The 23824-nt window shown below is 45.8% G+C and carries 16 protein-coding genes and 1 other RNA gene; 12 read left to right on the top strand and 5 right to left on the bottom strand.

Going from position 1 to position 23824, the window contains the following annotated elements; all coding sequences use genetic code 11:
• Positions 1-4 precede the first annotated feature (4 nt).
• Positions 5-478: a RadC family protein gene (gene radC, locus K0H63_RS13305; protein ID WP_203324384.1), complete on the bottom strand. Its 474-nt coding sequence runs from the start codon at positions 476-478 to the stop codon at positions 5-7.
• A gap of 198 nt (positions 479-676) precedes the next feature.
• Here radC and K0H63_RS13300 point away from each other — a divergent pair, with 198 nt between their 5' ends.
• The 9 genes from K0H63_RS13300 (at position 677) to mads8 (ending at position 18539) form a co-directional block, all read left to right on the top strand.
• Positions 677-886 (top strand): helix-turn-helix transcriptional regulator, encoded by a 210-nt coding sequence (locus K0H63_RS13300; protein WP_220065091.1) that lies wholly within the window; start codon positions 677-679, stop codon positions 884-886.
• A 174-nt stretch (positions 887-1060) separates the two neighbouring features.
• Positions 1061-1210, top strand: coding sequence for an AlpA family transcriptional regulator (locus tag K0H63_RS13295; RefSeq protein ID WP_220065090.1), 150 nt, complete (start codon positions 1061-1063; stop codon positions 1208-1210).
• Positions 1211-1822: 612 nt separating this feature from the next.
• Positions 1823-3877 (top strand): methylation-associated defense system DNA methyltransferase MAD2, encoded by a 2055-nt coding sequence (gene mads2, locus K0H63_RS13290; RefSeq protein WP_220065089.1) that lies wholly within the window; start codon positions 1823-1825, stop codon positions 3875-3877.
• Positions 3874-5169, top strand: coding sequence for a methylation-associated defense system AAA family ATPase MAD3 (gene mads3 / locus K0H63_RS13285; protein ID WP_220065088.1), 1296 nt, complete (start codon positions 3874-3876; stop codon positions 5167-5169). Before mads2 ends, mads3 begins: the two co-directional genes overlap by 4 nt.
• Positions 5170-5171: 2 nt before the next feature.
• A complete protein-coding gene (gene mads4 / locus K0H63_RS13280; protein WP_220065087.1) occupies positions 5172-5834 on the top strand; it encodes a methylation-associated defense system protein MAD4 in 663 nt (220 codons plus the stop codon).
• Entirely contained in the window at positions 5831-7246 is a 1416-nt protein-coding gene (gene mads5, locus K0H63_RS13275; protein WP_220065086.1) for a methylation-associated defense system restriction endonuclease subunit S MAD5, read from the top strand. The genes mads4 and mads5 overlap by 4 nt, the downstream gene beginning before the upstream one ends.
• A 9-nt stretch (positions 7247-7255) precedes the next feature.
• Positions 7256-11389, top strand: a complete 4134-nt coding sequence (gene mads6, locus K0H63_RS13270; protein ID WP_220065085.1) for a methylation-associated defense system protein kinase MAD6 — start codon at positions 7256-7258, stop codon at positions 11387-11389.
• Positions 11386-13032, top strand: coding sequence for a methylation-associated defense system protein MAD7 (gene mads7, locus K0H63_RS13265; RefSeq protein WP_220065084.1), 1647 nt, complete (start codon positions 11386-11388; stop codon positions 13030-13032). The genes mads6 and mads7 overlap by 4 nt, the downstream gene beginning before the upstream one ends.
• A complete protein-coding gene (mads8, locus tag K0H63_RS13260) occupies positions 13029-18539 on the top strand; it encodes a methylation-associated defense system ATP-binding protein MAD8 (protein ID WP_220065083.1) in 5511 nt (1836 codons plus the stop codon). The genes mads7 and mads8 overlap by 4 nt, the downstream gene beginning before the upstream one ends.
• Positions 18540-18769: 230 nt before the next feature.
• Here the strand turns inward: mads8 and K0H63_RS13255 are convergent, their stop codons facing one another.
• From K0H63_RS13255 to smpB, 3 genes are all read right to left on the bottom strand, one after another.
• Positions 18770-19987: an integrase domain-containing protein gene (locus tag K0H63_RS13255; protein ID WP_220065082.1), complete on the bottom strand. Its 1218-nt coding sequence runs from the start codon at positions 19985-19987 to the stop codon at positions 18770-18772.
• 184 nt (positions 19988-20171) lie between these two features.
• Positions 20172-20527, bottom strand: a transfer-messenger RNA (tmRNA) gene (ssrA, locus tag K0H63_RS13250).
• Positions 20528-20623: 96 nt separating this feature from the next.
• Positions 20624-21106 (bottom strand): SsrA-binding protein SmpB, encoded by a 483-nt coding sequence (gene smpB, locus K0H63_RS13245; RefSeq protein WP_203324372.1) that lies wholly within the window; start codon positions 21104-21106, stop codon positions 20624-20626.
• 180 nt (positions 21107-21286) lie between these two features.
• Here smpB and K0H63_RS13240 point away from each other — a divergent pair, with 180 nt between their 5' ends.
• Both K0H63_RS13240 and K0H63_RS13235 read left to right on the top strand, forming a co-directional pair.
• Entirely contained in the window at positions 21287-21721 is a 435-nt protein-coding gene (locus K0H63_RS13240; RefSeq protein WP_220065081.1) for an SRPBCC family protein, read from the top strand.
• Positions 21711-22049 (top strand): RnfH family protein, encoded by a 339-nt coding sequence (locus K0H63_RS13235; RefSeq protein WP_220065080.1) that lies wholly within the window; start codon positions 21711-21713, stop codon positions 22047-22049. Before K0H63_RS13240 ends, K0H63_RS13235 begins: the two co-directional genes overlap by 11 nt.
• A gap of 131 nt (positions 22050-22180) precedes the next feature.
• Here the strand turns inward: K0H63_RS13235 and K0H63_RS13230 are convergent, their stop codons facing one another.
• Positions 22181-22672 carry an outer membrane protein assembly factor BamE gene (locus K0H63_RS13230; RefSeq protein WP_220065079.1) on the bottom strand — a complete coding sequence of 164 codons (492 nt, stop codon included), beginning with the start codon at positions 22670-22672 and terminating at the stop codon, positions 22181-22183.
• Between the two features lie 313 nt (positions 22673-22985).
• Between K0H63_RS13230 and K0H63_RS13225 the strand changes: the two genes are divergently transcribed.
• Complete coding sequence (locus K0H63_RS13225; RefSeq protein ID WP_220065078.1) at positions 22986-23777, top strand: SAM-dependent methyltransferase; 792 nt, start codon at positions 22986-22988, stop codon at positions 23775-23777.
• The last annotated feature ends 47 nt before the right edge of the window (positions 23778-23824 follow it).

Raw genomic sequence — 23824 nt, 5'->3', positions numbered from 1 at the left:
GCCGTTACAGCCAGCCGCGTTCTGCAAACGAAATACAGTCCTGGCCGATGACGATGTGGTCCAGTACGGGTACATCAATCGTCTGCAGTGCAGCCACCAGCCGCTCAGTGATCTTGCGGTCGGCCTGTGAGGGTTCCGGTGAGCCCGAAGGGTGGTTATGGGCAAAGATCACAGCTGCGGCATTAGTCTCCAGCACAGCCTTAACCACTTCGCGGGGGTAGACACTGGCGCAATCGATGGTGCCGAAAAACAGCTCGCGAAACGCAATCAACTGGTGCTGGCTATCCAGCAGCATCACTGCGAACACTTCGCGCTCATGCTGGTTGAGTTTGAACGACAAGAATTCCTTGGTGCTTTGAGGGTTACTAAAGGTGCCTTCGCGGACAAAACGTTCGGCGACTATGTTGGCCGCTGTTTCGAGGATCTGCTTGGCGGTCAGTGACCAGCAGTCCTTGGGCGTTGATAAGGATTTGTGCATAGGGCCTCCATGGATGTGGCGAGATGCTGGGTATATGCACAGGGGTGATATATATCTGGAAAATTTTCGAGACCTAGGCTGGAGGTAGACGAATAGGGGAGGAGGGGGCTGGAAGGGGGAAGTGGAACAGTGTCTGGCATCGGACAGTTAAAAATTACTGCCACTGCATATGTGATGACTCAATAACCGGAGCTCATCATGAGACTTATCAAATTGAAAGAAGTTCTTAACCTTACTGCGTTGTCCCGTGCCAGTGTTTACCGTCTGATGAACGACGGCAAGTTCCCGGTCTCGGTATCCCTAGGGGAACGCTCTGTCGGCTGGGTTGAAGAGGAAGTTCTGAACTGGATTGAGGAGCGAATCGCGGCCAGAGATGATGACCTAAAAACATCTAAAGCGGCGGCATAGATGGCTTTTAAAGCCAACTGAGCAAGCCTTTGCAGACATTATCAATTACTCAGACTTGAATGGCACATCTCTTCCGTTTGATCGATACATTCGCCTCTCGCTTCACTCACAAACCATGTTGGCAGACGACATAGTCTGCCAACATGGGGCACGGAGTCTGAACTGGAGCAAAGCATGAAACTCATCCGATTGAAGCAAGTCACTGAACGTACCGGTTTAGGCCGCTCTTCCATCTACAGCTACATGGCTGCGGGCTACTTCCCCAGGTCAGTGAAGCTGGGCCCGAGGCTGGTGGCCTGGGTTGAAGAGGAAGTCGATGAATAGATTGAAGATAAAATCAGCAAACGAGACGCAAGTAGTGACCAACTAGTCAAACCTGCTTTGGGATTGGGTAAGGCTTAACCATAGTGCGATTCTGTGGTCCGTCGCACTGGATACGGTTCGCAGACTCTGGCACAATCATTCTCATGATTGCTGGCGATGTAAGTGTCTGGTGAGCATAAAAATTGTGAGATTTATCCGGAGTGTAAACCAGTTAGTTAGCAGTTGCCTCTTTCGGTTTAGTAGACATGGTTGTTAAGGATAAAGCGAACAGTCGACCTTTAATTTGCGCTCTAGAAGTAGATGCCAATTGCGGTAGCGTGCTCGATAGGATTTAGGTAGATGCATACCTTAGCGTCGTGTAGCGTGTAGCGTGTAGCGTGTAGCGTGTAGCAAGTAGCAAGTAGCAAGTAGCAAAAGCGGCCCCGGAAATATGAACATTGCTATAAGTGGATGATCTGCCTGCATCTACACTGCGCCTGTGTAACTTATTGATTTTTAGGCGTTTTAACTTGATTGGCTGCACGTGGAAATGTATCTGAATATATAGCCGATTGGTTTTTAATTTATTTAAAACAGTCACTTAAGTGTTAAGTGTTAAAAGAGTTTCCGATTATGACAACCACCAACGATATTGAACAACTAGAAGTACTCGCCATCGAAGACGGCATGATGCTGGATTACCTAACCAATAATCCAATCAAAGAAACGCCTAAAGAATTGGTTCGTCAAAAAACCTTAAGGGCTTTGTTCCATGAATATGGCATCAGTGCTGAGGACATGGAGCTCGATGTAAAAGTTAAAATTGGCGGCAAGCAGCAGAAAATTGATATCGCCATCTTTGAACATGGCACTGCACATGAGCTTAAGAACATCCGTCGTATCGTTATCTGTGATAAAGAGCCGAAGAAAGGTAAAAAGTCAGCTGTAAAAATGCGTGATCATGAGCAAGCGCATAAAGATCTTCAGTTGATGGAAGATATGATGCGAGAACAGGTAGGCGATCAGTATGTACTAGAAAAGTGCCTGTGGGGCCTTTGGACCAATGGTATTGAGTTTTTCTTCGTGGAAAAAGAAGAATCGCGTTTTGATACCAAGTTCAACGCAGTTGGTGATTGGCCACTAGCAGATGAGACTCTGGGGAGTCGAGATGTTGCCTCAAACGCACAGCTAAGAACCGCTGACCGTGAGATGCTACTCACTGCGTTTCGTCGTTGTCACAACTTCATTCATGGTAATGAAGGGATGCCTAAAGATGCAGCATTCTGGCAGTTCTTATACCTCATCTTCTCAAAAATGTACGATGAGCGTATCGGCAATCGTGATCGTGAATTCTGGGCGTCACCGACTGAACAGTTTGACGACGAAGGCCGCAAGAAGATCAGAGCGCGCATCAACCCGCTATTTGAAAAGGTCAAAAAATCCTACCCAGAAATTTTTGCAGGTAATGAAGAAATTACCTTATCTGATCGCGCTCTGGCATTCATGGTGTCTGAACTTGCTAAGTACGATTTTACCCGCACTGAAATGGACGCCAAAGGCGCCGCTTATCAAGAAGTTGTAGGTGATAACCTGCGCGGTGACCGTGGTCAGTACTTTACGCCTCGTGGTGCGATCAAACTCATTGTCGAAATGATGGCACCACAACCACATGAGAAAGTGCTGGACCCATCATGCGGTACAGGTGGTTTCCTAGAGCAGACTTTGAGCTTCATCAATAAGCAATTGCACGAAGAAGAAAAAGTTAAATTGGGCGCTGAAACCACAGAAGAGTTCATTTCTATTCAGCAACAAATTAAAGAGTTTGCAGAAAACAATCTGTTTGGCTGTGACTTTGACCCCTTCCTGTGTCGCGCATCGCAAATGAACGTGGTGATGGCAAGTAACGCTATGGCTAACATCTACCACATGAACTCACTGGAGTATCCGCACGGACACCTGAAAGGCGTAGAACCAGCTAAGAGAAAGATCCCCGTTGGTGATTCCAGTGGTAAAGACGGCAGTATTGATGTCATCTTAACTAACCCACCGTTTGGTTCCGATATCCCAGTTACCGACAAACAAATTCTTGAACAGTTTGATCTTGCTTATGTATGGGAACGCACGGAAAACGGTGGTTTCAGAAAAACAGACCGTCGTAAAGATGCTGTATCACCGGAAATTTTGTTCATTGAGCGTTGCGTTCAGTGGCTTAAGCAAGGCGGCCGTATGGGTATCGTGTTGCCTGACGGTATTCTAGGTAACCCAGGTGACGAATATATTCGCTGGTGGCTGATGCAAGAGTGCTGGGTGCTTGGTTGTGTCGATTTACCGGTTGAGTCATTTATCGTTGAAGCTAACGTAAACATCTTAACTAGCCTGTTGTTCTTGAAAAAGAAAACTGATACTGAAAAAGATGCTATTGCCATCGGTGGAGAGCCAGAATACCCGGTATTTATGGCGGTTGCAGAAAAAGTAGGTTTTGATCGCCGTGGTAATACACTCTATGAGCGCCACCCAGACGGTGAAGAAAAAGTTATCGAAGAAGAAGTTGAAGAGCGCATTCGCATTAATGGTCAAAATGTGGTGCGTAAACTGAAGCGTCGCAGCAAAATTTTAGATGACGATCTACCAAAAATTGCTAAAGCCTGGAAAGAGTTTCGCGCTAAAAATCCGGAGCCATCAGTATGATCTCAAGAATAGAGGCCTACAAATACCGCTGCTTTAATACACTGGATCTTGCATTAGAGCAGCAGCATGTATTTGCAGGCTCTAATGGTTCAGGTAAAACAACGTTACTTGATATCCCAGCTTTGTTTGGTGATTTACTGAATGTGTCGGATATAAACGATGCGTTCTTTAAACCAACCAATGGCAGAGAGCGTGCTCGCGCAGAAGCAGCCAAAGAAGTCGTTCATCAGCTTCGAGGCGAGTACTTTATCTTGGCACTGGAAGTGAGCTTGCCTCCTTCAGTTATTGAGGAACTGTTAAGAGGCGCTAGTGATGCCTGGCAGAGTAAGTTTCAGAAAATAGAATTAAGACCCGATACTGCGCGATACGAAATATCGTTCAGAATCAACCAGGATAAATTCCAAGTTACAGAAGAGCACTTAACGCTTTTTCCTAATAATGAATTGCGCCCAGAACATGGCATGGGTCTTATTGGCGTAGATGATTTCAGGCGCAGTGCGCCTTGGTTTAAAGTGTTATCGCGCAGATTAGGTACCAAGGTTAAATACCAGGCAGAGTATCAAGCTGGAAAATCATCCATCCTTGAATTTGGCCTACGCGATAACCAATTGGCTTTGGCAGCGCTACCTGCAGACCATGATTTATACCCCGCAGCGCTATGGCTTCAAGAGTTTCTTATACAAGGCTCACATTGCTACGAGCCACAATGGCCTGCAATGCGATTAGCTGCATCGCCAAGAGATAAGCACGCCTTTAAAGCAGATGGCAGTAGTCTGCCTTGGCAGGTACACGCCTTGCAGCAGAGCGATCCAGAAGGCTTAAACGAATGGCTAGAGTTGGTGCAAATGGCACTGCCCTCTATTGCCAAAATTGAAGCCAAGCAGCGTATCGATGATAGCTTTTGTTACTTAGAAGTAACCTATAGCAACGGTATGGTAGTGCCTTCGAGCGGCTTGTCGCACGGAACTCTGCATATCTTAGCGTTGACCATTATTCCGTATTTGCAAAATGCACCTAAGATCATCACCTTAGAAGAACCTGAAAACGGTATTCACCCTAAGGCAATCGATGCGGTGTTAGAAGCGTTAAAGCTCACCTCTGATACGCAATTGTGGTTATCAACGCACTCTCCAGTGGTGCTCGCCAATACCGAAGTAGAGCAAATCATCACCATGCGCTTTAACCAAGACGGCGCAACAGAAGTATTAAAAGGCCATGAACACCCCCGCCTTAAAGCATGGAAGGGCGAAGTGGATTTAGGAACCCTATTTGCGGCCGGAGTGTTGGAATAATCATGAGAGATATTGTTTTTTTAGTAGCCGACGGTGAAATGCAAGCCACCGTAGAAGGCTTTTTCGAAAATCCGGCGTTTGATGCACGACTGCAATGCGCCAGATTTGAATTTGATACCAAGCAAGATTTAATTAAACATCCTGGAAAGGATCCTGGCGTATATCAAACGGGCCACAACCTGCTGAAAAGCTATGTTGATACCCATAACTACGCCGTTGTTATGGTCGATTTTGCGTTTAATGACAACCTACAAACAATGGATTACCAGCAGTTCTGTGAAAAGATTAAAGCCAATATGCGTGCCGCAGGTTGGCCAGAAGATCGCTTTTTTGTCATGGCGATAAACCCTGAGCTGGAAGTATTAATGTGGCAAGCGGATACCAGCCGCATTGAGCCTATTTTTGATTACCCAAGAGATAGAGGTGCAGGCACCTTAAGAGCTTGGCTGCAAGCTAAAAACCTTTGGGATGCGGATGCACTCAAACCTGCCGATCCTAAAGCAGCAATTGATGCGGTAAGAGGTCAAAACTGGGGGCGGAAAAAGACCCACTCTCAGCTGTTTAAGCGCATTGCCAAAGACGTGTCTTTTCGTGGCTGTCAAGATGAGTCATTTAATGGCTTATTGCATCAGATTCAGGCTTGGTATCCGAGGGTTTACGCATGATTATTAAAAAGGTCCTTAGCACTTGGTTTCAAGAAACCGGATTGCGTTTAGATTGTGCTCCATATGCCACTGGTGCTCTAGAGGCGAAGCAAGCTCTACGTGATTTGGATTCAGAATGCGACCACTTGGGAGAGCTCACTGCTGGTTATAAAGGTGGGATCTATAATGGCCCAGTATTTAAAAGGAATTATGTTCAACACGAAGAGTATGGGGTTAAATTCTTAACAACGAGTAGCATGATTCAGGCGAGGATGAACAGAGTATCTTTGCTAAAGAAAGAAGATGCATATTCAAAGAAACTATCCTATTTGGAGCTGAAAAAAGGCATGACGATGATTTCATGCTCTGGAACCATTGGTCGTATGGTTTACACGCGCAGAACAATGGATGGTACTTGGTCATGCCAAGATATGCTCAAGGTTGTATGTGATCCAGATAAGGTCCAAAGTGGTTATGCCTATGCATTTTTGGCCAGTAAGTTTGGTGTACCAATAATTACATCCAGTACATATGGGGCAATTATTCCCCACATTGAGCCGGAGCATATAGCGAATCTTCCTATTCCTAGATTTACGAAATCGCTAGAAAATGAGATTCACGAGAAGGTAGATAAAGCTTCAGAGTTTAGAAGTGATAGCGAAGAATTGTTAGATAAAGCTGGAAAAATGGTAAACGCGAAATTTTCCTTTCCGGAAAGGCTTGCTATTTCACACCGTATCTTTACTCATTCGGCAGCTTCATCGTCGTTAGTTCAAAAACGTATGGATGCAACTTATCACGACCAAATTGCCCAAATGAGTGATGATTTGATTGAGCAGACTGGTGCTGCGAAGACCTTGACTGAGTTAGGTGTGAAGACGGGCGAATCTGGTCGAATGAAGCTGATTTTTACCGAGAGTGATCACGGTGTTCCATTTTCGACGAGCGGTGAAATTTTTCGTGCTCGTTACGAGCCAAAGCGATTCTTAGCTAAATCGAAGCTTGGCGATGTTGCGGACTGGGGAGTTCGCCAAGAAGACATTCTATTGGCTCGTAGTGGGCAAGTAGGCGGAATTATTGGCACAGGTGTTTGGGCTGATTCCCGCTTTGTAAACGCAGCAGTGTCTGTCGACGTTATAAGAATTAAAGCTCAAGAATCGGAGGTTTTGCCAGGTTATCTGTATGCCTACCTGATGTGTACAGACGTCGGTTACAGACAGCTTATTCGGTCAGCTGCGGGAAGCTCAATCCCACACTTATCTTCCGACGATGTTTTGAAACTAAAGCTGCCTCGTATGGGGGCTATGGAAGAAAAAGCAGTGCATGAGCTGGTTCAAAAAGCTGGTGAACTGGCTGCAGAAGCACAAAAGCTCGAAGATGAAGCTGTAAAAATGGTCGAAGATGCAATAGAAGCTGCAGCACCAAAGCATTAAGGAAAAGTTATGGCACAGGTATTTGCAATTGGTGATGTGGTTAACGATGAAGAGCGCAAAGCCATCGCCTGGTTAAGGGAAAAACTACCCGACGATTACTATGTGATTCATAGCTTTGAAGTTGAGCAATATGACCAACTGTTTGAAGTGGATATCTGTGTTGTTGCGCCCCATGCCATTTATTTAGTGGATGCCAAAGGCATCCACGGCCAAGTTGAGGTGGACGGCACCATGTGGCATAGCGCCCACAACAGCTATCGCTCGCCATTGCCAAAATTACGAGGCAACGCTAAGTCTTTATCGGGACTCATTTGTAAGCAAAATCGCGCAAATAGGGATTTGAAAAACATCTATGTAGACACTGCGGTGGTGCTCACTATAGATGATTGCGACTTCAAGGATCCTGAAGATCGCGAGCGCGGCCATGTAGTGGCACTAAAAAACAGCACCCGTTTCTTCACCGACAGTGCCCGTATTCCAGAGCGCTTTGAGCGCAACGTGACTAAGTACATCCAGATTATCGCAGAGGCCTTGGGTAAATCGGCCAAAAAGCGCAGCCATGGTGAGCGCTTTGGCAACTGGGAAGTGGCTGAAACCTTGACCGATAATCAGTACTTTACGGAATACCGAGTATTTAACATTACCGCTGGCCGCAAAGGTGGAACTGTGCTGGCTAAAGCCTATAAAGCCGACCCTTACCTGCAAGATGAAGAACGCAGCAAGCAAAAGCGCCTGATTGAAAACGCTTATCGTGCCATTGCAAAAATGCCCTCGCATTCTGCCATTATTGGTGTGAAAGACTTCTTTGTTACCGAAGCGCAAGATAAATACTTGTTATTAACCGATGACATTCCTGGCGAAATCCTTAGCAATAAGCTTAAAGATGCAAGCTCACTGCTCACATTGGATCAGAAAAAGCGCATCGTTAATGACCTGTTGCTGGCGTTAGCGCATTTATGCCGCAATGGCGTAGTCCATCGCAACATAACCCCTGAGCATATCTTAATGGGGGCCGACGGTCAGCCAAGGCTGATTGATTTTGACTACGCTCGCATAGGGGCTGAAAACACTACCACCATTGCCGACGAAGTACAGCAACGAATTTCTAATCGTTATAAGGCACCAGAGCTATGGGCGGATAGCCATGCAGCGAGCTGCGCCTCGGATATGTACAGTTTAGGTCTGGTTGTTTTTGAACTGTTTAGTGGTGATGCGGCTTTTGATTCGGTCACCCAAGCTATCGAGAAATCGTGTCTGTTCAGTACAAAGTTAAGTGAGCGATATAAACAGCTACCAGCAGCATTTGATGATTGGCTGCAAACCTTATGTCACAAAGAGGCACAGCAACGGCCAAGCCCTGAAGATGCGCTGGCGCAATTTAATGCACTCTGGCAACCCAAAGCCGCAGTAGAAATTACTGAGCCCAGTAAACCAGAACAACAGAGTGTTAAATCGTTAAATACCCATGAGCCTTCAGTCAATTACAAGCGCTTACCGAGTGGCTACCAGCTAACTAATAAATACGTCGTACAGCAACCGCTGGGTAAACCTGGCGGTTTTGGTATCGTTTATAAGGTAACGGATACCTTTGGTGATGTTTCGCGCGCAGTGAAACTGATTTTGAATGATAGAGAATCGGTATTAGAGCGCTTAAAGCAGGAATACCGCACCTTGGTTAAACTGCCAGAGCACCCTTATGTGGTAAAGGTGTACGATGCAGACGTATTACCTAACCAAGGCCCGCCTTATATTGTTTTTGAGTACCTTGAAGGCTTAGATGTCAGTGAGCTGATCCAGCAACGCTCATTAACGGCACACGAAGTGTGGACCATGGCTAAGCAGGTAGCGGAAGGTTTACAGCATTTACACGAGCACAATATTTTCCACTGTGACATCAAGCCACAGAACCTGATTTGGAAAGACGGCAAAGTTCGTATCATCGATTTTAATGTATCGGTAGATGCTGAAGATTTAACCTTGGGGGGCGGTTCACGGAAGTATTTACCACCAGATTTAAGTATTACCGAAACACCGCAAGCCTCTGATTTAGTTGACAGGGACTTATATGCCTTGGGCATTACCCTATATCGTGCCATGACCGGTGAATACCCATGGGCCAACGTGCAGTGCCCACCTATGGACGAGTTAGCTCGTCACCCTAGTGAGTTTACCCAGAGCTTTAATTTAACCGATGATGTTTCGGCGGTCCTGCTAAAACTGATTGCCCCAAAACGAGTTGACCGTTTTGAATCTGCCGAACAATTGCTGAAAGCACTGAATAAAGTCCAGCAATTGAAAAAGGCGCAAACTTTATCGGAAGAAAGTACTTCGCAGTTTCATTTGCCTCCTCTAGCCGACGGTTCTAACCCAAGTAAATCTGCGTTTCATGATTTTATGCTAACGCTGTATAGCCAAAGTCGGCATTCAAATGCGGGCACCCGTGGCTTAGATGATTACGCAAAGTTAATTTACGTTGAAACCGCCTTAGATACCGAGCTTGCTCCTGCAATTCTGGCTGGGCAACTGCGCTTGGTACTGATTACCGGTAATGCAGGTGATGGCAAAACAGCATTTTTGCAGCAATTGGAGTCTCAAGTTGAAGCGCAAGGAACAAGCGTTCACTTAAACCCACAAGGGAATGGCAGCTGGTTTGAAATAAATGGTCATAAATACCTGACCAACTACGATGGTAGTCAAGACGAAGGTAACAAAGATAATGACGCGGTACTCGAAGAGTTCTTTAACGTCTATCAAGGTAACGATTCAAATACATGGCCACACAATGAGACACGTTTAATTGCAATTAACGAAGGGCGTTTGGTCGACTTTTTAAGCCAACACTCGGAAGGCTTTTCCGCTCTAAAAGCCGTAGTTGAACAAAGTTTAAAAGATGGCTCGGTGCAAAATGACGTAGCGGTAGTAAACCTAAATATGCGTGATGTGCTGGCTTCGACGCAAAGTCAACCTGAGTCTATTTTTGAGCGAATCATCGGAAAAATGACCTCGGCCAAGGTTTGGCAAGGCTGTGATTATTGTGCGCTAAAAGACAAATGCTACGTTAAGCACAATATTGCTACCTTTCAAGACGAGCAAACTGGCCCTAAAGTCATCGAGCGTTTGAAGTATATTTACAAACTGACCAGTTTACGCAATCAGCTACATATCACGATGCGAGATTTACGCTCGGCACTGAGTTATACGCTAGTCGGTGAATACTCCTGTAACGAAATTAAAGAAATCTATGCCAATGGCGAAGCCGACAAAATTCTTCACGGTTATTACTTTAACGCTTGGTGCGGTAACGACAATACCCAAGATAGATTGTTAAAGCTGCTGAGGGAAACCGACATTGCTCAAGGGTCTGACGTTCGCTTAGATCGCGGACTGGACTTTTTAGGCTTAGATGCAGTTGATTGGTTGCAGTTTGATCAGCGTAGTGAACACGAAACTCAGCTGCTAGCCAATGCTCATCAGAGCTTACCTAATGGCACAGCACTAAGTGAGAGTAAGGAACGCTATCTATCTCATCGTAATGTGGTCGGGATGTTACGCAGAAAGGCCTACTTTGAGCGCCGCGGAGAAAACTGGCAAACATTACTGCCTTATCGTTCAGCGAAGTTATTAGTACGTTACCTCGAAGACAGCGCATTACTGAATGAAGCGAAATCGCTTGCCATTAATGCAATTAACCGTGGCGAAGGTTTGCATAATCCGATGTATTTTAACGGCCAACTGGCGATGCAAGTACGTAAGGTACACTTAGGCACTATTAGAAGTTATCGCTTATTCCCATCGGATGTTTTTTCCATTGAAGTGAAAGACTCAGCGATGAACTCGTCATTTGTGGAGCATAGTCCGCAGTCACTATTGCTTAAGTACCAAGATGCAACCGGCCTTACGGCTGAGTTGGAATTGGACTTGGATTTGTTTGAAATGCTGTATCGTCTTAATCAAGGCTACGTGCCTTCGGCGCAAGCGGAGCAGAGTTTTTATTTAAGTTTAACCGTATTTAAGAACGTATTGGCTTCAGCTCCTTATCAAGAGGTTTTGCTCACTACCAACGGCCAACAGTACGAAAAAATAACCCGCGACGAAGGTGGTGTGTTGCAATTAGAACGATTGGTAGCGGAGGTTCAGCCATGAAGTTAGGTAAAAAAGATAAGGCTTTTCGCACCAATAAAGTGAGCTATCTTGATTACAAAATTGTCGAAATGGATAGGGTCTTAACTCATCTATTCGCCCGGCTAAAGCACAATGGCGCTTCTAGTAAATTAAGTGCTAAAGGTATGACGGTTGAGTTGTTTAAAGACGAGTTTCTAGACTCTCGTAATGGAACACATTTTAAAAACTTCTCTCAAGCCCCTATTACTATTGAAAAGTGGATTGAAACCCACTTGGTGGATTTAATTAATCGTGGCAAGGCTAACGAAGCGGTTGCTGCGCCGAGACCACTTCACGGCAATACTTATTTGTTTCGAAATCCTAAAAATTGCCGGGATTATGGTGCCTCTAAGCAAGTATATGAGTTGCTTTACCATGCCAATAATGGTCAGACTGCGATTAACCGACTCAAACAGTTTTTCTTTGCTGGTGTCGATTCTACTACAGGTCAGTATGATAGTTCGTCGCAAGTAGATGTTGAAACGCAGGCAATATTAAGACTGTCTGATCAAGTAAAGTCTGACGCGCCTGATCACGCAGACTTACAAGAACGTTTTGCGCCGCTTAATCAACAGGCTGCGGATATTCTAGCTGAAGATATCATTAAGTTGCTGACGTATCGCCAGTATATTCCCCGATCAGTGATGGTTGAGTACATAAAGATATTGTTAGCCTTTCACTTGGCGCTATACCAATTGAAATTGTTTAAGTTGCTACCGGCTTTGGCTAAGAGTAAGGGCCGTAATCTTCAAGAGAGCAATAAACAAAAGACGGCGCTCTATGTGGACATGACAAATGGCGCTAATGGCTTGAGTGAATCGATGGCTGAGCAAAGCGCGATGTTACACTACAAGCGTATACCTGCTTTTATTAAAGCCTATTTCGGCGTTAAAAAACTCGATGAATTTGCAGAGTATCTATCGAAAAAAGGTAAATTATCGGGGTCAAAATCGATAAAACAAATGTCAGTGCCTGATTTGTTCACTCTGCTGGAGTCGCCGTTAGAGCAAGAGCGCGATCAGTTTTTTGGTCAGCGCAACGCTGGAATTTTAGATGCGTCAGTATCATCTGCTCATGAGTCAGAGGAAATTCCGCCAGAGATTCATGCTATTACCCAGCTCGGCTTACCTGAGTATGAAACCTACATAGAGATTTTGTTATTTGTCCAAGGTAATGCAATTCGCTCTGGTCTAGTCAAAAACCTAGATAGTTTTATGCTCAAGAATAAACCTGGTGCTTTGTTAGAACAACAAAGTGGTAGCACTGGTGGACGTCGATTTAGCGTTGATGGACGACTGCTAGAAGTGTTGTTACAGCTGGCAGTACTCACCAAAGGTGGTGACTTGGGTTTTCACACTAAGGAGTTAAGAGTTGATGAGCTGTTAACTTTCTTAAAAGAACGATATGGCATTTTTATTGATTCGTTACCCGATACAGATGCTTTCTGTGAGTCATCAATTGATGTGAATAAAGCGCTTAGAGATAACTTATCTGGTTTTAAACGCCGGTTACGAGAAATTGGTTTTTATCGCGATCTTTCTGATGCGTATGTAACACAAACGGTTACTCCCAGGTATCAGATAAATAGTAAGCAAAATGAGAGTATGAAAGGACATAATGCATGATTAAGGGAATTCAAACCGTTATTAAGTCAGATATTGACGGCAGCTTAATCAGCGTCCTTGTACCTAAGTTTAAGTTGTTATTAGAAACTCGCGGTGCGGGCCACTGCATGAAGGTATCTGATTTAGAGACAGAGCTGATGTATCAGCTTAGTGAAGTCGTATCAGGTGCGGTTGAGTATGCCCAGGTTGCCGTATTGGCAGAGAAAGCGACGCGTAATTTTTCGGTTACCAGTACCAAGCTTGTTGAACTGCGAAACCCTGATGAACACGGCCAGCTTCGCCAGCCATTACTGATTTTTGTACCCAATGAGTTAAAAACGTCCTCTGAAGACTCTTTTGGTGCTGCGACCTTTGAACAAATTGATATTTCAGATGCTTATTGGCTAGCGTTTAATCAAGTAAAAGCTGAATCTCCCGATCAGATTAAGCGGTTGTTAGACGAAATTTACTTCATTCTTCAAGAAAAGGCGGCGCTAAAACTCAGTGCTTATCAATGGTTGCGATACGCGTTAACGATTAAGGTTAATGGCTTTGATCCAAGTGTTTCTGGTGCTGCTCTTTACGAGCTGGGGTTGATTCCTGATCTTGATTTGCATCAAGATCATTCCATGTTGGTACGCAGATTAGTTAAAAATCGTGAGTGTGTACAGATTATAAACCGCTCTGAGAAATCAGCGATAGCAACCGTTTATGACCTACAGCTAGAAGGTGAAGATTTTAACAAGAGATTAGCGCTCTTTTTAAATGATCAGGAAAATCTGCTCGACAGCAGTTGGCGCAAGCAATTAGTGGTGGATAGCAGCAACTGGGCACTCACTTTTGATAAATGGCGCTTTCAGTATGAGGAAGATGCCACTGATGCAGTTTGTTTAACGGTGACAGAGGTTGGTTTGCCGCTTATTCCTGATGATGAAACAGACCCAAACTTGCAACAACTGATTGGCCAACAAGTATTAACTACTGGCCAAGGTGGTTTGAAAAAGTTTTCTGTAACTTTTTCTGTTTCACCAAAGCCTAGTGAAGTTAATGGTTTAGCGAAATATAAAGCTCAGGTGTTTACTCAACAAGGTGATTTTGTTGGGTTAATTAAGGTAGGTAAAGCTACATCAAAATCCACAGTTACAATCACGTTTAACAAGCTGACTGGAATCGAATGGGAAGAAGGTTGGCATTACATTCGAATTCAAGCGTTTGATGAAAACGATCAATTATTACCTTTGGTTGATGACAAACTGTGTCCAATACCGTGGGGTACGTCCAATGCGGAGGAAGCTGGCTCACGAATTAATGAAAGTGATCTGTTTTATGTGTTGCCAGCAGCAGATGCAGAGGTTGAGCCGATTGAGGGGCGAAAAGTCAGAGAGGCGTCATTAGCTCATGCGAAGATTAAAGCGGAATTTGCCAACGTCATCGAAACTGAAAAATTTGCCAATGCTGAAGTAATGGAAACGACTTGGCAAGATAGTAAGAGTAAGGCTGAGTCGATCGTCAATGTGAAATTCAAGAAAGGAAGTGGTATTCAAATCCCCGTTACCACTTACTTAAAAAACTTTGAGCAAAAAATTCTAGCTAACCCAATGGCCGCTTTGACTTGGCGTGTAGAAATTCGCAACCAAGAAGCAAGTGAATCTGGTGCCGATGCTGTAGATTGGCCAATAAAGGGTGTAGAAAGCCAGTTTGAAAAGTTTAAAGTGGCGCGTGAAACGTACTTTCAAGTTATACATCAAGATGAGAAAGAGCTAGTTTCTGTCGCTCATGATCATGTGTCTTCATCACATGAGGCCTACTTGTATTCCAGCAGCTATTTAGAATACCTAGCAGCGGTATTTCAGGAAACTGAAAATGGACATGACTATTCGACTGAATTAGCCGCGTTACTTCGCTTGGATTCAATTTCAATTGTGATATGGAATTATGACGGTAGCTATAAAAAGGCCATGTTACTGGGGCCTACACATCCACTAAGGGCTTTATGGCTAGGTGGATGGGCTTCTCTTGCGGAAGCTTGGGCAAGACAGAGTGAGAAGGTTGGAAAGGAAATCGCGGTAGGGACTAAAAACAGTTTATTAGAAGAACTCGCGTTAACCAATTCTCCTTACGTACTGCCAGACTCTCAGGGGCAGTTGATGGTCGCACTTGATAGTATTCATCCATTTTGGAGTATTCTGTCGTCAGCGCAAGAAAAAGAGCCACAAGCACTCATTGATAAAATTAAAACTGCATTTGGTATTAAAAATGATTACCAGCAAGTTGGTAAGCAAAGTAGTACCTTTCTCGCCACAAAAGTCGAAAGATATCTGATACAACATCCCTATGTGAACTGTTTATCGATCAATGTTTTTAACGCGGGGTCTGCGGGAGCCGTAGCGGGTATGTTGTTGGCTTTGAGAAAGAAATCGGAGCTAAAGCATATTAGTTTTGATATTCGTCTATTCGTAGCTGACCCATATGCGACAGAAGTAGGTGCTGATTTATTTAAGCTAATCAACAGCGGCGAAGACAGTGAGAATGAAAACCAGCTATTTCATTCAGCTGAAAATCACTTGCAACCGAAATTAAGTATTTCGCTCAGGGCGAGCTCTGAGTTTGAGCAGTCGCCTGATGAGTTTCAGTCTCATCTAAGCATGTTATTCGATGTGTTCCCTGCTCAGGAGTTATCGGTAGTAAAACCGCAGGCTGATGAACAAGTTGCGCCTATATATGGGTTGTATCAGGACTATTGCATTGATTACTTCGATGAGAATGGGGTTGTTGCCTGGGATCGCCACACGAGACATGGTGCTGCAAAAATGCTTTTTGGCGGCCAGATATCGGAGACGGTTGCTAAACTCCCTAAAATAATGTCGGCTATAACAGCTTCGTTGGCTACAGGAGATTTTTCTCTAGAGCAGGTACCAGTGGTCAGGTTGGCTCTTGATAGTGCTGAAAGAGCTCTGTTAAATCAATTACACGAAGTCAGTGATTGGGTGTTCACGGTGGATAGAAATTTGGGTATTGAATTTTTTGATCACGGTGGTAAAGATGGTCGTCCAGATTATCTGATTGATCACAGCCCTGAAATGGCTTCTTCAAACACGCAGAACTTTGTTATTACTTCGCGTTCTACTACAGAAATAGAAGCATTATTGAGAGGGACCTTAGAACAACATCAAATTGTTCCTGATGTTAATAAGGCGACGAGGGTTTTAGACTCACTTAGAGCGTTGTCAGGCAGGCTTGCACTAAAACTGGCTTCAAATAGCGCTTCAAAGTCGGAAGCCTTAGGGTTGGCCTTATCCAAACTTTATCTTGAGTATCAAGGAGTGTTTAAGGACCAGATCATAGTTCCTTTAGATGCTCATCTTGAGCTTTATTCTGAACTGCAAAAGGCCGATGGTGAATTAGGTGCAGACATTAGCTTTAAAAGAACAGATTTAGCATTGTTCGATTTGGATGCTTCATCGCGCACAATTCGTTGTAATTTAGTCGAAGTTAAATGTTATTCAGAAGTCGGCGATCTGACGAAGTACGAAAGCTTAAAGAAGAGTATTGCCGAGCAAATCTCCGAATCTGAACGTGTTATTCAGCGTCATTTTGATTTGACGCGTACAACACCGGATAGACCTGATCGCCTGGTGAAAACTCAAAAGCTCTGCGTCCTTCTTGAACATTACCTTAAACGATCTGAGCGTTTTGGTTTATTGAGTTCTGAGATTGTCGAGGAAGCAAAATTTTTGCTTCGAACTTTGGAGGAAGGGTACAAGCTTTCAATTACCCGAAGTGCTGTTATTTTCGATTTTGGTCAAAATAGTTCCGGCGTTGAAAAAGAAGTTGGTATCGAGTTTCATCGTGTTGGGCGAAACCATATTGACGAATTGCTCTCCGCTAAAGTGCCTGAGGATAATGAACACAGTGAAGGAACGTTGGATTCACTTGAGCTAACGCTGCCTAAGTTAACTTCGGCCGGATTTTTACATAAAGAACGAGATAGAACCGTATCTTGGGCTGAATTAGTATCTCAAGCGGCGATCACTTTACCTGAGCGGCCAGATACTTCGAAAGATGAAACGATTAAAGTACTGCCTTTTAATGATGATGAGCCAGCTACTGTTTCACCGTCGATTAATCAGGGCGTTGAAGAACTTAAACCTGTTGGTAATCCAGCTCCTGCAATAACTAATACTGTAGAGCCAGAGCCAGAGCCAGAGCCAGAGCCAGAGCCAGAGCCAGAGTCAGAGTCAGAGTCAGAGTCAGAGTCAGAGTCAGAGTCAGAGTCAGAGTCTGGCGAAAATTTGCACATCCCTAACATCACAACGGGTAATAAAGTTGAGGTCGTTCACCACGATATTGTTCTTGGTGTCAACGGTGACTCTGCTCAGTTTGGCCTATTGGGAGAGGTCCATGGACGGAAAATAGCTTTAGATTTAAACCATACACACACACTTAGTTTATTTGGTGTTCAGGGTGGGGGCAAAAGCTATACATTAGGCTCAGTTGTGGAGATGGCAACTAAATCAATTCCATCGATCAATACGCTGCATAAAGAGTTGGCCAGTGTAATATTCCATTACAGTGCTACTCAGGACTATAAACCTGAGTTTACGTCGATGATCGCTCCAAATGATGATGCCTCACAATTAGCTAAACTGAAGGCGGTTTATGGAGCTGAACCAACATCGTTGAATGATGTTGTGTTACTAGCACCAGAAGACAAATTAGAAGAAAGGCGCGTTGAGTACCCAGGTATTGAAGTTTATCCTTTGAAGTTTTGCTCTTCTGAGTTACAGGCTGGACACTGGAAATTTTTGATGGGGGCTATAGGTAACCAAGCTGCGTATATTCGCCAACTTGGCAACATTATGCGTAAAAATCGAAATAACCTCTCGATCCAAGCGATAAGGGATGGAATACAAAACTCTAGTCTTTCGGATTCACTTAAAGACCTAGCAGACATGCGTTTGGATTTTGCTGAACAGTACATTGATGACCAATTAAACGTTGGTTCGCTGATTCGACCAGGCAGAATGATCGTTGTAGATGTTCGAGACGAATTCATCGAAAAAGATGAGGCATTAGGCTTATTTGTGGTGCTTCTGCAAATATTCTCGGAAGCCAAGTACCAAGGGCAATCTTTTAACAAGCTAATTGTGTTTGATGAATGTCATAAATACATCGATAGTCCAGACCTAGTAAAAGGGCTTGTGGAAACGGTACGCGAAATGCGCCACAAGGGCACCAGTGTCATGATTGCCAGCCAAGATCCACCGTCTGTACCGGTGGAACTTATTCAGCTTTCATCACAGATTATTCTGCATAAGTTCAACGCTCCGGACTGGTTAAAGCATATTCAAAAAGCCTGTATCGGTTTGAAATCACTAACGCCTGAGAAGCTTGGAGCGTTAAAACCAGGTGAGGCATATATTTGGTCTAGCAAAGCCAGTGATAACGCATTTGTCAGCGACGCAATGAAGATTCAGTGTCGCCCAAGAGTAACTAAGCATGGTGGGGATACCATAACGGCTGTGTGAACCGGGCGGCGAGAACTGCCCCTCACAGTTATTACAGGTGGGTGGGGCCTCATGAAGAATGTATCGCTAAGTGGATCATCGCTTAACTTTTATATTGAATATTGAATGCATTCATTGTTTTTTAGATTCAAATTTAAAGAATCGGTCAGCTTAAAAATGATGTTTTAGTATAAGCACAGAGGCCCCAGTCAGGGGCCTCTGTGCTTATACATGCATGAGTTGCAATCAACTCATCCCGTTCGACGAAACGAAACCGACAAACTTCCCTGTGAAGCCTCTTCAATATGCTTGCTCCACCATTCCATCATGGCGCGGCGGCGCTCGAGGTAATCGGTGCGGTTGTATGCTGCGCGAACCTGGTTGGAATCGACGTGGGCTAGGGCGGCTTCGATAAGGTCGGGCTCAAAGCCTTGGGCGTTGAGGGTGGTACTGGCCAGGGCCCGGAGTCCGTGGCTGACCAGTTTGTCTTTAAAGCCCATGCGCTTGATGGCCATGTTGGCCGTTTGTGTATGGCTATGGGACTTGGGATCTTTGTCTGACGGAAAGATGTATTCCCTGTGGCCACTGATTGGCCTCATGGCTTCCAGAATACCCAGCATTTGTGGTGTGAGAGGGATAGTGTGCTCGCGTCGCCGTTTCATCTTCTCTGCAGGAATAGTCCACACGTTCTTTTCCAGATCCAACTCTTCCCATCTGGCCGTTGCCGCCTCTGACGGGCGTGTCATGGTGTGCAGTTGCCACTCGATAAGTGCGCGTGTAGTGATTTTAATCGAGGCCTGCGCCACAGTTTTAATAAAGTTAGGTAGCTCACTGGGGTCGATCGTGGCCATGTTCTGCTTTTTCGGTTTTTTGAACGCAGCCCGGATCCCGGAGAGCGGGTTGGAATGCACATAACCGCAGTTGACGGCATAGGTCATGATTTCGTTCAGGCGCTGATTAAGACGCTTGACGGTTTCCAGGGTACCTTTGGCCTCGAGTGGACGGAATAGGGCGATGACCTTGGGCGCCGTGATATCAGCGAGTGGTGAGTTGCCTATGGATGGGAAGACATAGCGTTCTAACGAGCGCCAAATGTCGGTGGCATAGTCCGCTGTCACATCGTGCTTTTTCACTTCGAGCCATTCGGCGGCAATCTTCTCCAATATGTACTCGGATTGCTGCTTGCGCTCTTCAAGCTTGGCTTCTCGGTGAGCTTTGGGATCTATGTCCATGGCAAGCAACTCTCGCTGCTCCATAGCGAGTTTGCGTGCCTGGGCCAACGACACCGCCGGGTAACGACCTAAGCCGATGTTAACGCGCTTTTTTGTGACCGGATGGTAGTAGTTGAAATTCCACTGTTTTGTGCCGTTCACACGCAATCTGAGCTGCAGACCGTCACCGTCAGAGATGACTTGGTCTTTCTCTCCTGGCTTTAAGTTTTTGATTTTAGCGTCGTTTAACTGGCCCATAAACACCTCGCACCGAGTTTGGTATTCCAGAAATGTACGACACTTTGCTCTGGAATACCAACTGGTATACCAATTGCCTAAGATGTGGTGAGATGTCTTGAGATTTTGTGAGACGCTAAGTTATTGATTTATATAAATTTAAGGCAAGAAAAAAGACGTCCTGGGACGTCTTAGTTCAGAGGTTTGGTGGAGGCGGCGGGACTTGAACCCGCGTCCGAAAAACCTACGCTCAAGGCGCTACATGCTTAGTCTCTCTTTTATTTAACCGCTCGAACTCCGAAAGACAGGATTTCTAACGGTGAGCCTGGAACTGTTTCGCGGTTCACCCCCAGACAAGGTTCCCTCGCTAGCACGATGTAAGGTGACCATCATATCCACTGCCCATGTGCGAGACCTGTGGTAGATGGCTGGCGCTAATTAAGCAGCCAGAGCGTAGTTATCGTCGTTTGCAACTATAACTTTGCGGCTTTTTACGAGGCCAACCGCCCCTCGGCATGCTCCCGGAGTTTCGCGAATCCCGTCGAATCCAGAATCGCCCCCAAGATGGTTTGATTGTACTCCCATGCTGCCCCGAATTCCAAGGCATTATTTGGCAGTGACAATCAACTGTCTGTTTTACGTTCGAAAACAGACAGCTTATTTGTTCTTCATCACCCGGGCTTTTTCAATGGCCCAGTCGCGCTGCTTGATGTCATCACGCTTGTCGTGGGCTTTTTTACCTTTACCCAGACCAATCTCTACCTTTACCCAGGCGCCTTTGCGCCAGTACATGGAGATAGGCACGATGGCATAGCCCTGGCGTTCGACCAAGCCGGCCAGACGGTCTAGCTCACGGCGATTAAGCAGCAGCTTGCGCGGACGGGTAGGGTCGCAGACCACGTGGGTAGAGGCGGCGTGCAGTGGGGTGATATGGCAGTGGTGCAAGTAGGCTTCACCGTTTTTCAGCATCACGTAACTGTCTGAGATGTTGATTTTTCCGGCGCGGATAGACTTAACCTCCCATCCCATCAGGGACAGGCCTGCCTCGAATTTTTCATCGAATTTGTATTCGAAGGTCGCGCGCTTGTTGCGGGCGATCGTGGCCGGCTGGGCGGCCTTTTTTGCGTTTTTCTTTACCATAGGCGGGCTATTATAGCGTGGGGTATGTAATTTGGAATTGACCACCTGCGAATATTTACATGTTTTGCCAAGCGAATGTTTTTGTTGATGAGTTTTTAATCGTTTTGGCGGTTGCAGCGTTTTAGGCAAGCCGTGTTACAATCGGCGCCTATCCAATTTCAAGAGTTTGAATACACACGAATGCCTAAGGTTACCCGAAGCGCACTGGTCAGATTCAGTGCCCGGCAGATGTACGATCTGGTCAATGATGTTGAGTCTTACAAGGAGTTTTTACCGGGCTGCGTCGGCGGTAAGGTAATTTCATTTGACGGACAAACCATGGTGGCCTCTGTGGATGTGGCCAAGGCGGGTATCGCCAAAACCTTTACCACCCGCAACCAGGTGATCCCGGCCAGGCAAATATCCCTGAAGCTGGAGAACGGTCCGTTTAGACATCTGATTGGCGAGTGGCGTTTCACCGAGCTGACAGAAGATGCATGCAAGGTGGATTTTGAGCTGGACTTCGAATTTTCCAGCGGTCTTGCGGACTTTGCATTTGGCAAGGTATTCAAAGAATTGGCATCTTCTATGGTGACGGCCTTTACCAACAGGGCCAAGGTGATTTATGGCCAGTGAGACTGAAAAATTTGGGGTGGATGTGGTGTATGCTTTGCCCCACAAGCAAAAAGTGATTCATGTGATGGTGTCACCGGGCACCACCTTTATTGAGGCTGTCCGTCAGAGCAATATCTGCAGTTTTTTCCCAGAGATAGAGCTCGACTCGGTGAAACTTGGCAGTTTCAGTCGCCTGGTGAAACATGATGATGAATTGCAACCAGGAAACCGGGTTGAGATCTATCGCCCCTTGATTGCCGATCCTAAAGATGTCAGACGCCAGCGGGCGGAAAAAGCCAAGGACGAGGGGCGTGCCAGCAAGGTAACGGGTGGTAAAATCCAATCCTGAAGTGGTGAGTCCCGTATCACGGACAAAACGAATTCGAAGGTCTGAGTGACCATGGCAGGCTCATCACTGAGCAACAGCCAATAAAAAAGCGCCTCTGGGCGCTTTTTTATTGGGCGAATCACACCTTCATATCAGAACTTGCGAATGGCCCTGGGATCGTTTTCCTCGCCTTCTTCCACCAAAGGCTTTTCATCGCCGCGTTGTTCAGGCACCTGAGGCACGGCTTCGGCGGCATTCACACTCGGCAGCTTACTCTGTTCCAGTGGAGTATTGAACTCGCTGGAAAGTTCATAATCACCCGTTACTTTAACCAGTTGATTATTTTCAAAATACAGCACTAATTCCTTGTGAATGACACTGGCGTCACGACCGCTTTTGAAATGATACACGTAGTACCAGGTATCGTCGGCGAAGCTGTCTCTGAGCACGGGACGGCCCAGTACATATTCGGCCTGCTCCTTGGTCATCTCGATTCTGAGCTTTTCAACCTGCTGTGGCTCCATGTAGTTACCCTGAGGAATATCAGGCTTATACACCAGCCAATCAAAAACACTGCAGCCAGAGAGAGACAGTGAGAGGGCTGCGGCCCCCAGCAGGGTAAGACTTTGCTTCTTGTTCAACATCGTGAGTGCTTATTCCTTAAAAACTGCGGGCCATCATACCCAAGGCTGGGTCAAACTGACAAGGGCGGTTGCCGAAAACCCTTCATTTGCCGGATTTTGACCATGGTTGCGCCGGAAGGTTCGCTGGTTTCTATGTTGTTATCACTCATACTTAGGGTTGATAAGTCTGTCTAATTAAGAGCATTCTTAAAAAATGATTGATTATCAATAGGGTTAGCTCGATGGTTTAGGGTGAAAAAGAGTGCCCTGTGTATTGCAATACGCCCGGAAAGTTATAAAAATGTGACTTTTGAGCAGGAACTCGGAGTAGGTCTTGGGTAGTTTGGTCTGTGTGGGCACAGGGATAGGGTTGGCAGGACAGATCAGTGTCCGGGCCAAGAGTCACATTATCAACGCTGAACTGGTATTCAGTTTGTTGCCTGATGGTTTTGCCCAGCATTATCTCGAGGAACTGAATCCCAATGTGGTCAATCTCCAGCAATTTTACGCTCAGGGGGATGAGGTAAAGAGCCGGCGGTTAACCTACGAGCAAATGACAGAGGCTATGCTGGCAGCGGTGCGAGCGGGTAACAAAGTGGTAGGGGCGTTTTATGGGCATCCGGGCGTGTTTGCCTGTGTGCCACACATGGCCATAAGCCGTGCCCGCAGCGAGGGGTTTGATGCCTGGATGGAACCCGGCATTTCGGCCGAAGATTGCCTTTGGGCCGATCTGGGTATCGACCCCGGGCAAAGTGGTCACCAAAGTATGGAAGCCAGCCAGTTTTTGTTTTATCAACATGTGCCTAACCCATGTTGCCATTTGCTGCTTTGGCAAATAGCCCTTGCCGGCGAACACACGCTGACCAAGTTCCATACCAGTTCAGACAGATTGCAGGTGTTGGTGGAACATCTGATGCAGTGGTATCCGCCGGAGCATGAGGTTGTGCTTTATGAAGCTGCATTTTTGCCGGTGCATGAACCCAGTGTGCACCGGGTAAAACTTAACGAGTTACCAAGCGCCCCCATGGGCCCTGCGACAACCCTGTTGGTGCCGCCTGCCAGGCGGCTTGAATACAATCTTGAGGTATTGGCCCGGCTTGGGCTGAGCCCGGAGGATCTTGCCTGACGGGGCAAGTGCTTTTGCGACAAAACCACGACAGCGGAAAATAAGGA

Source organism: Shewanella zhangzhouensis, assembly GCF_019457615.1.
Classification (GTDB): domain Bacteria; phylum Pseudomonadota; class Gammaproteobacteria; order Enterobacterales; family Shewanellaceae; genus Shewanella; species Shewanella zhangzhouensis.
The sequence above is the reverse complement of the archived record's forward strand: the minus strand, read 5'-3'. Positions and strand labels throughout refer to the sequence as shown.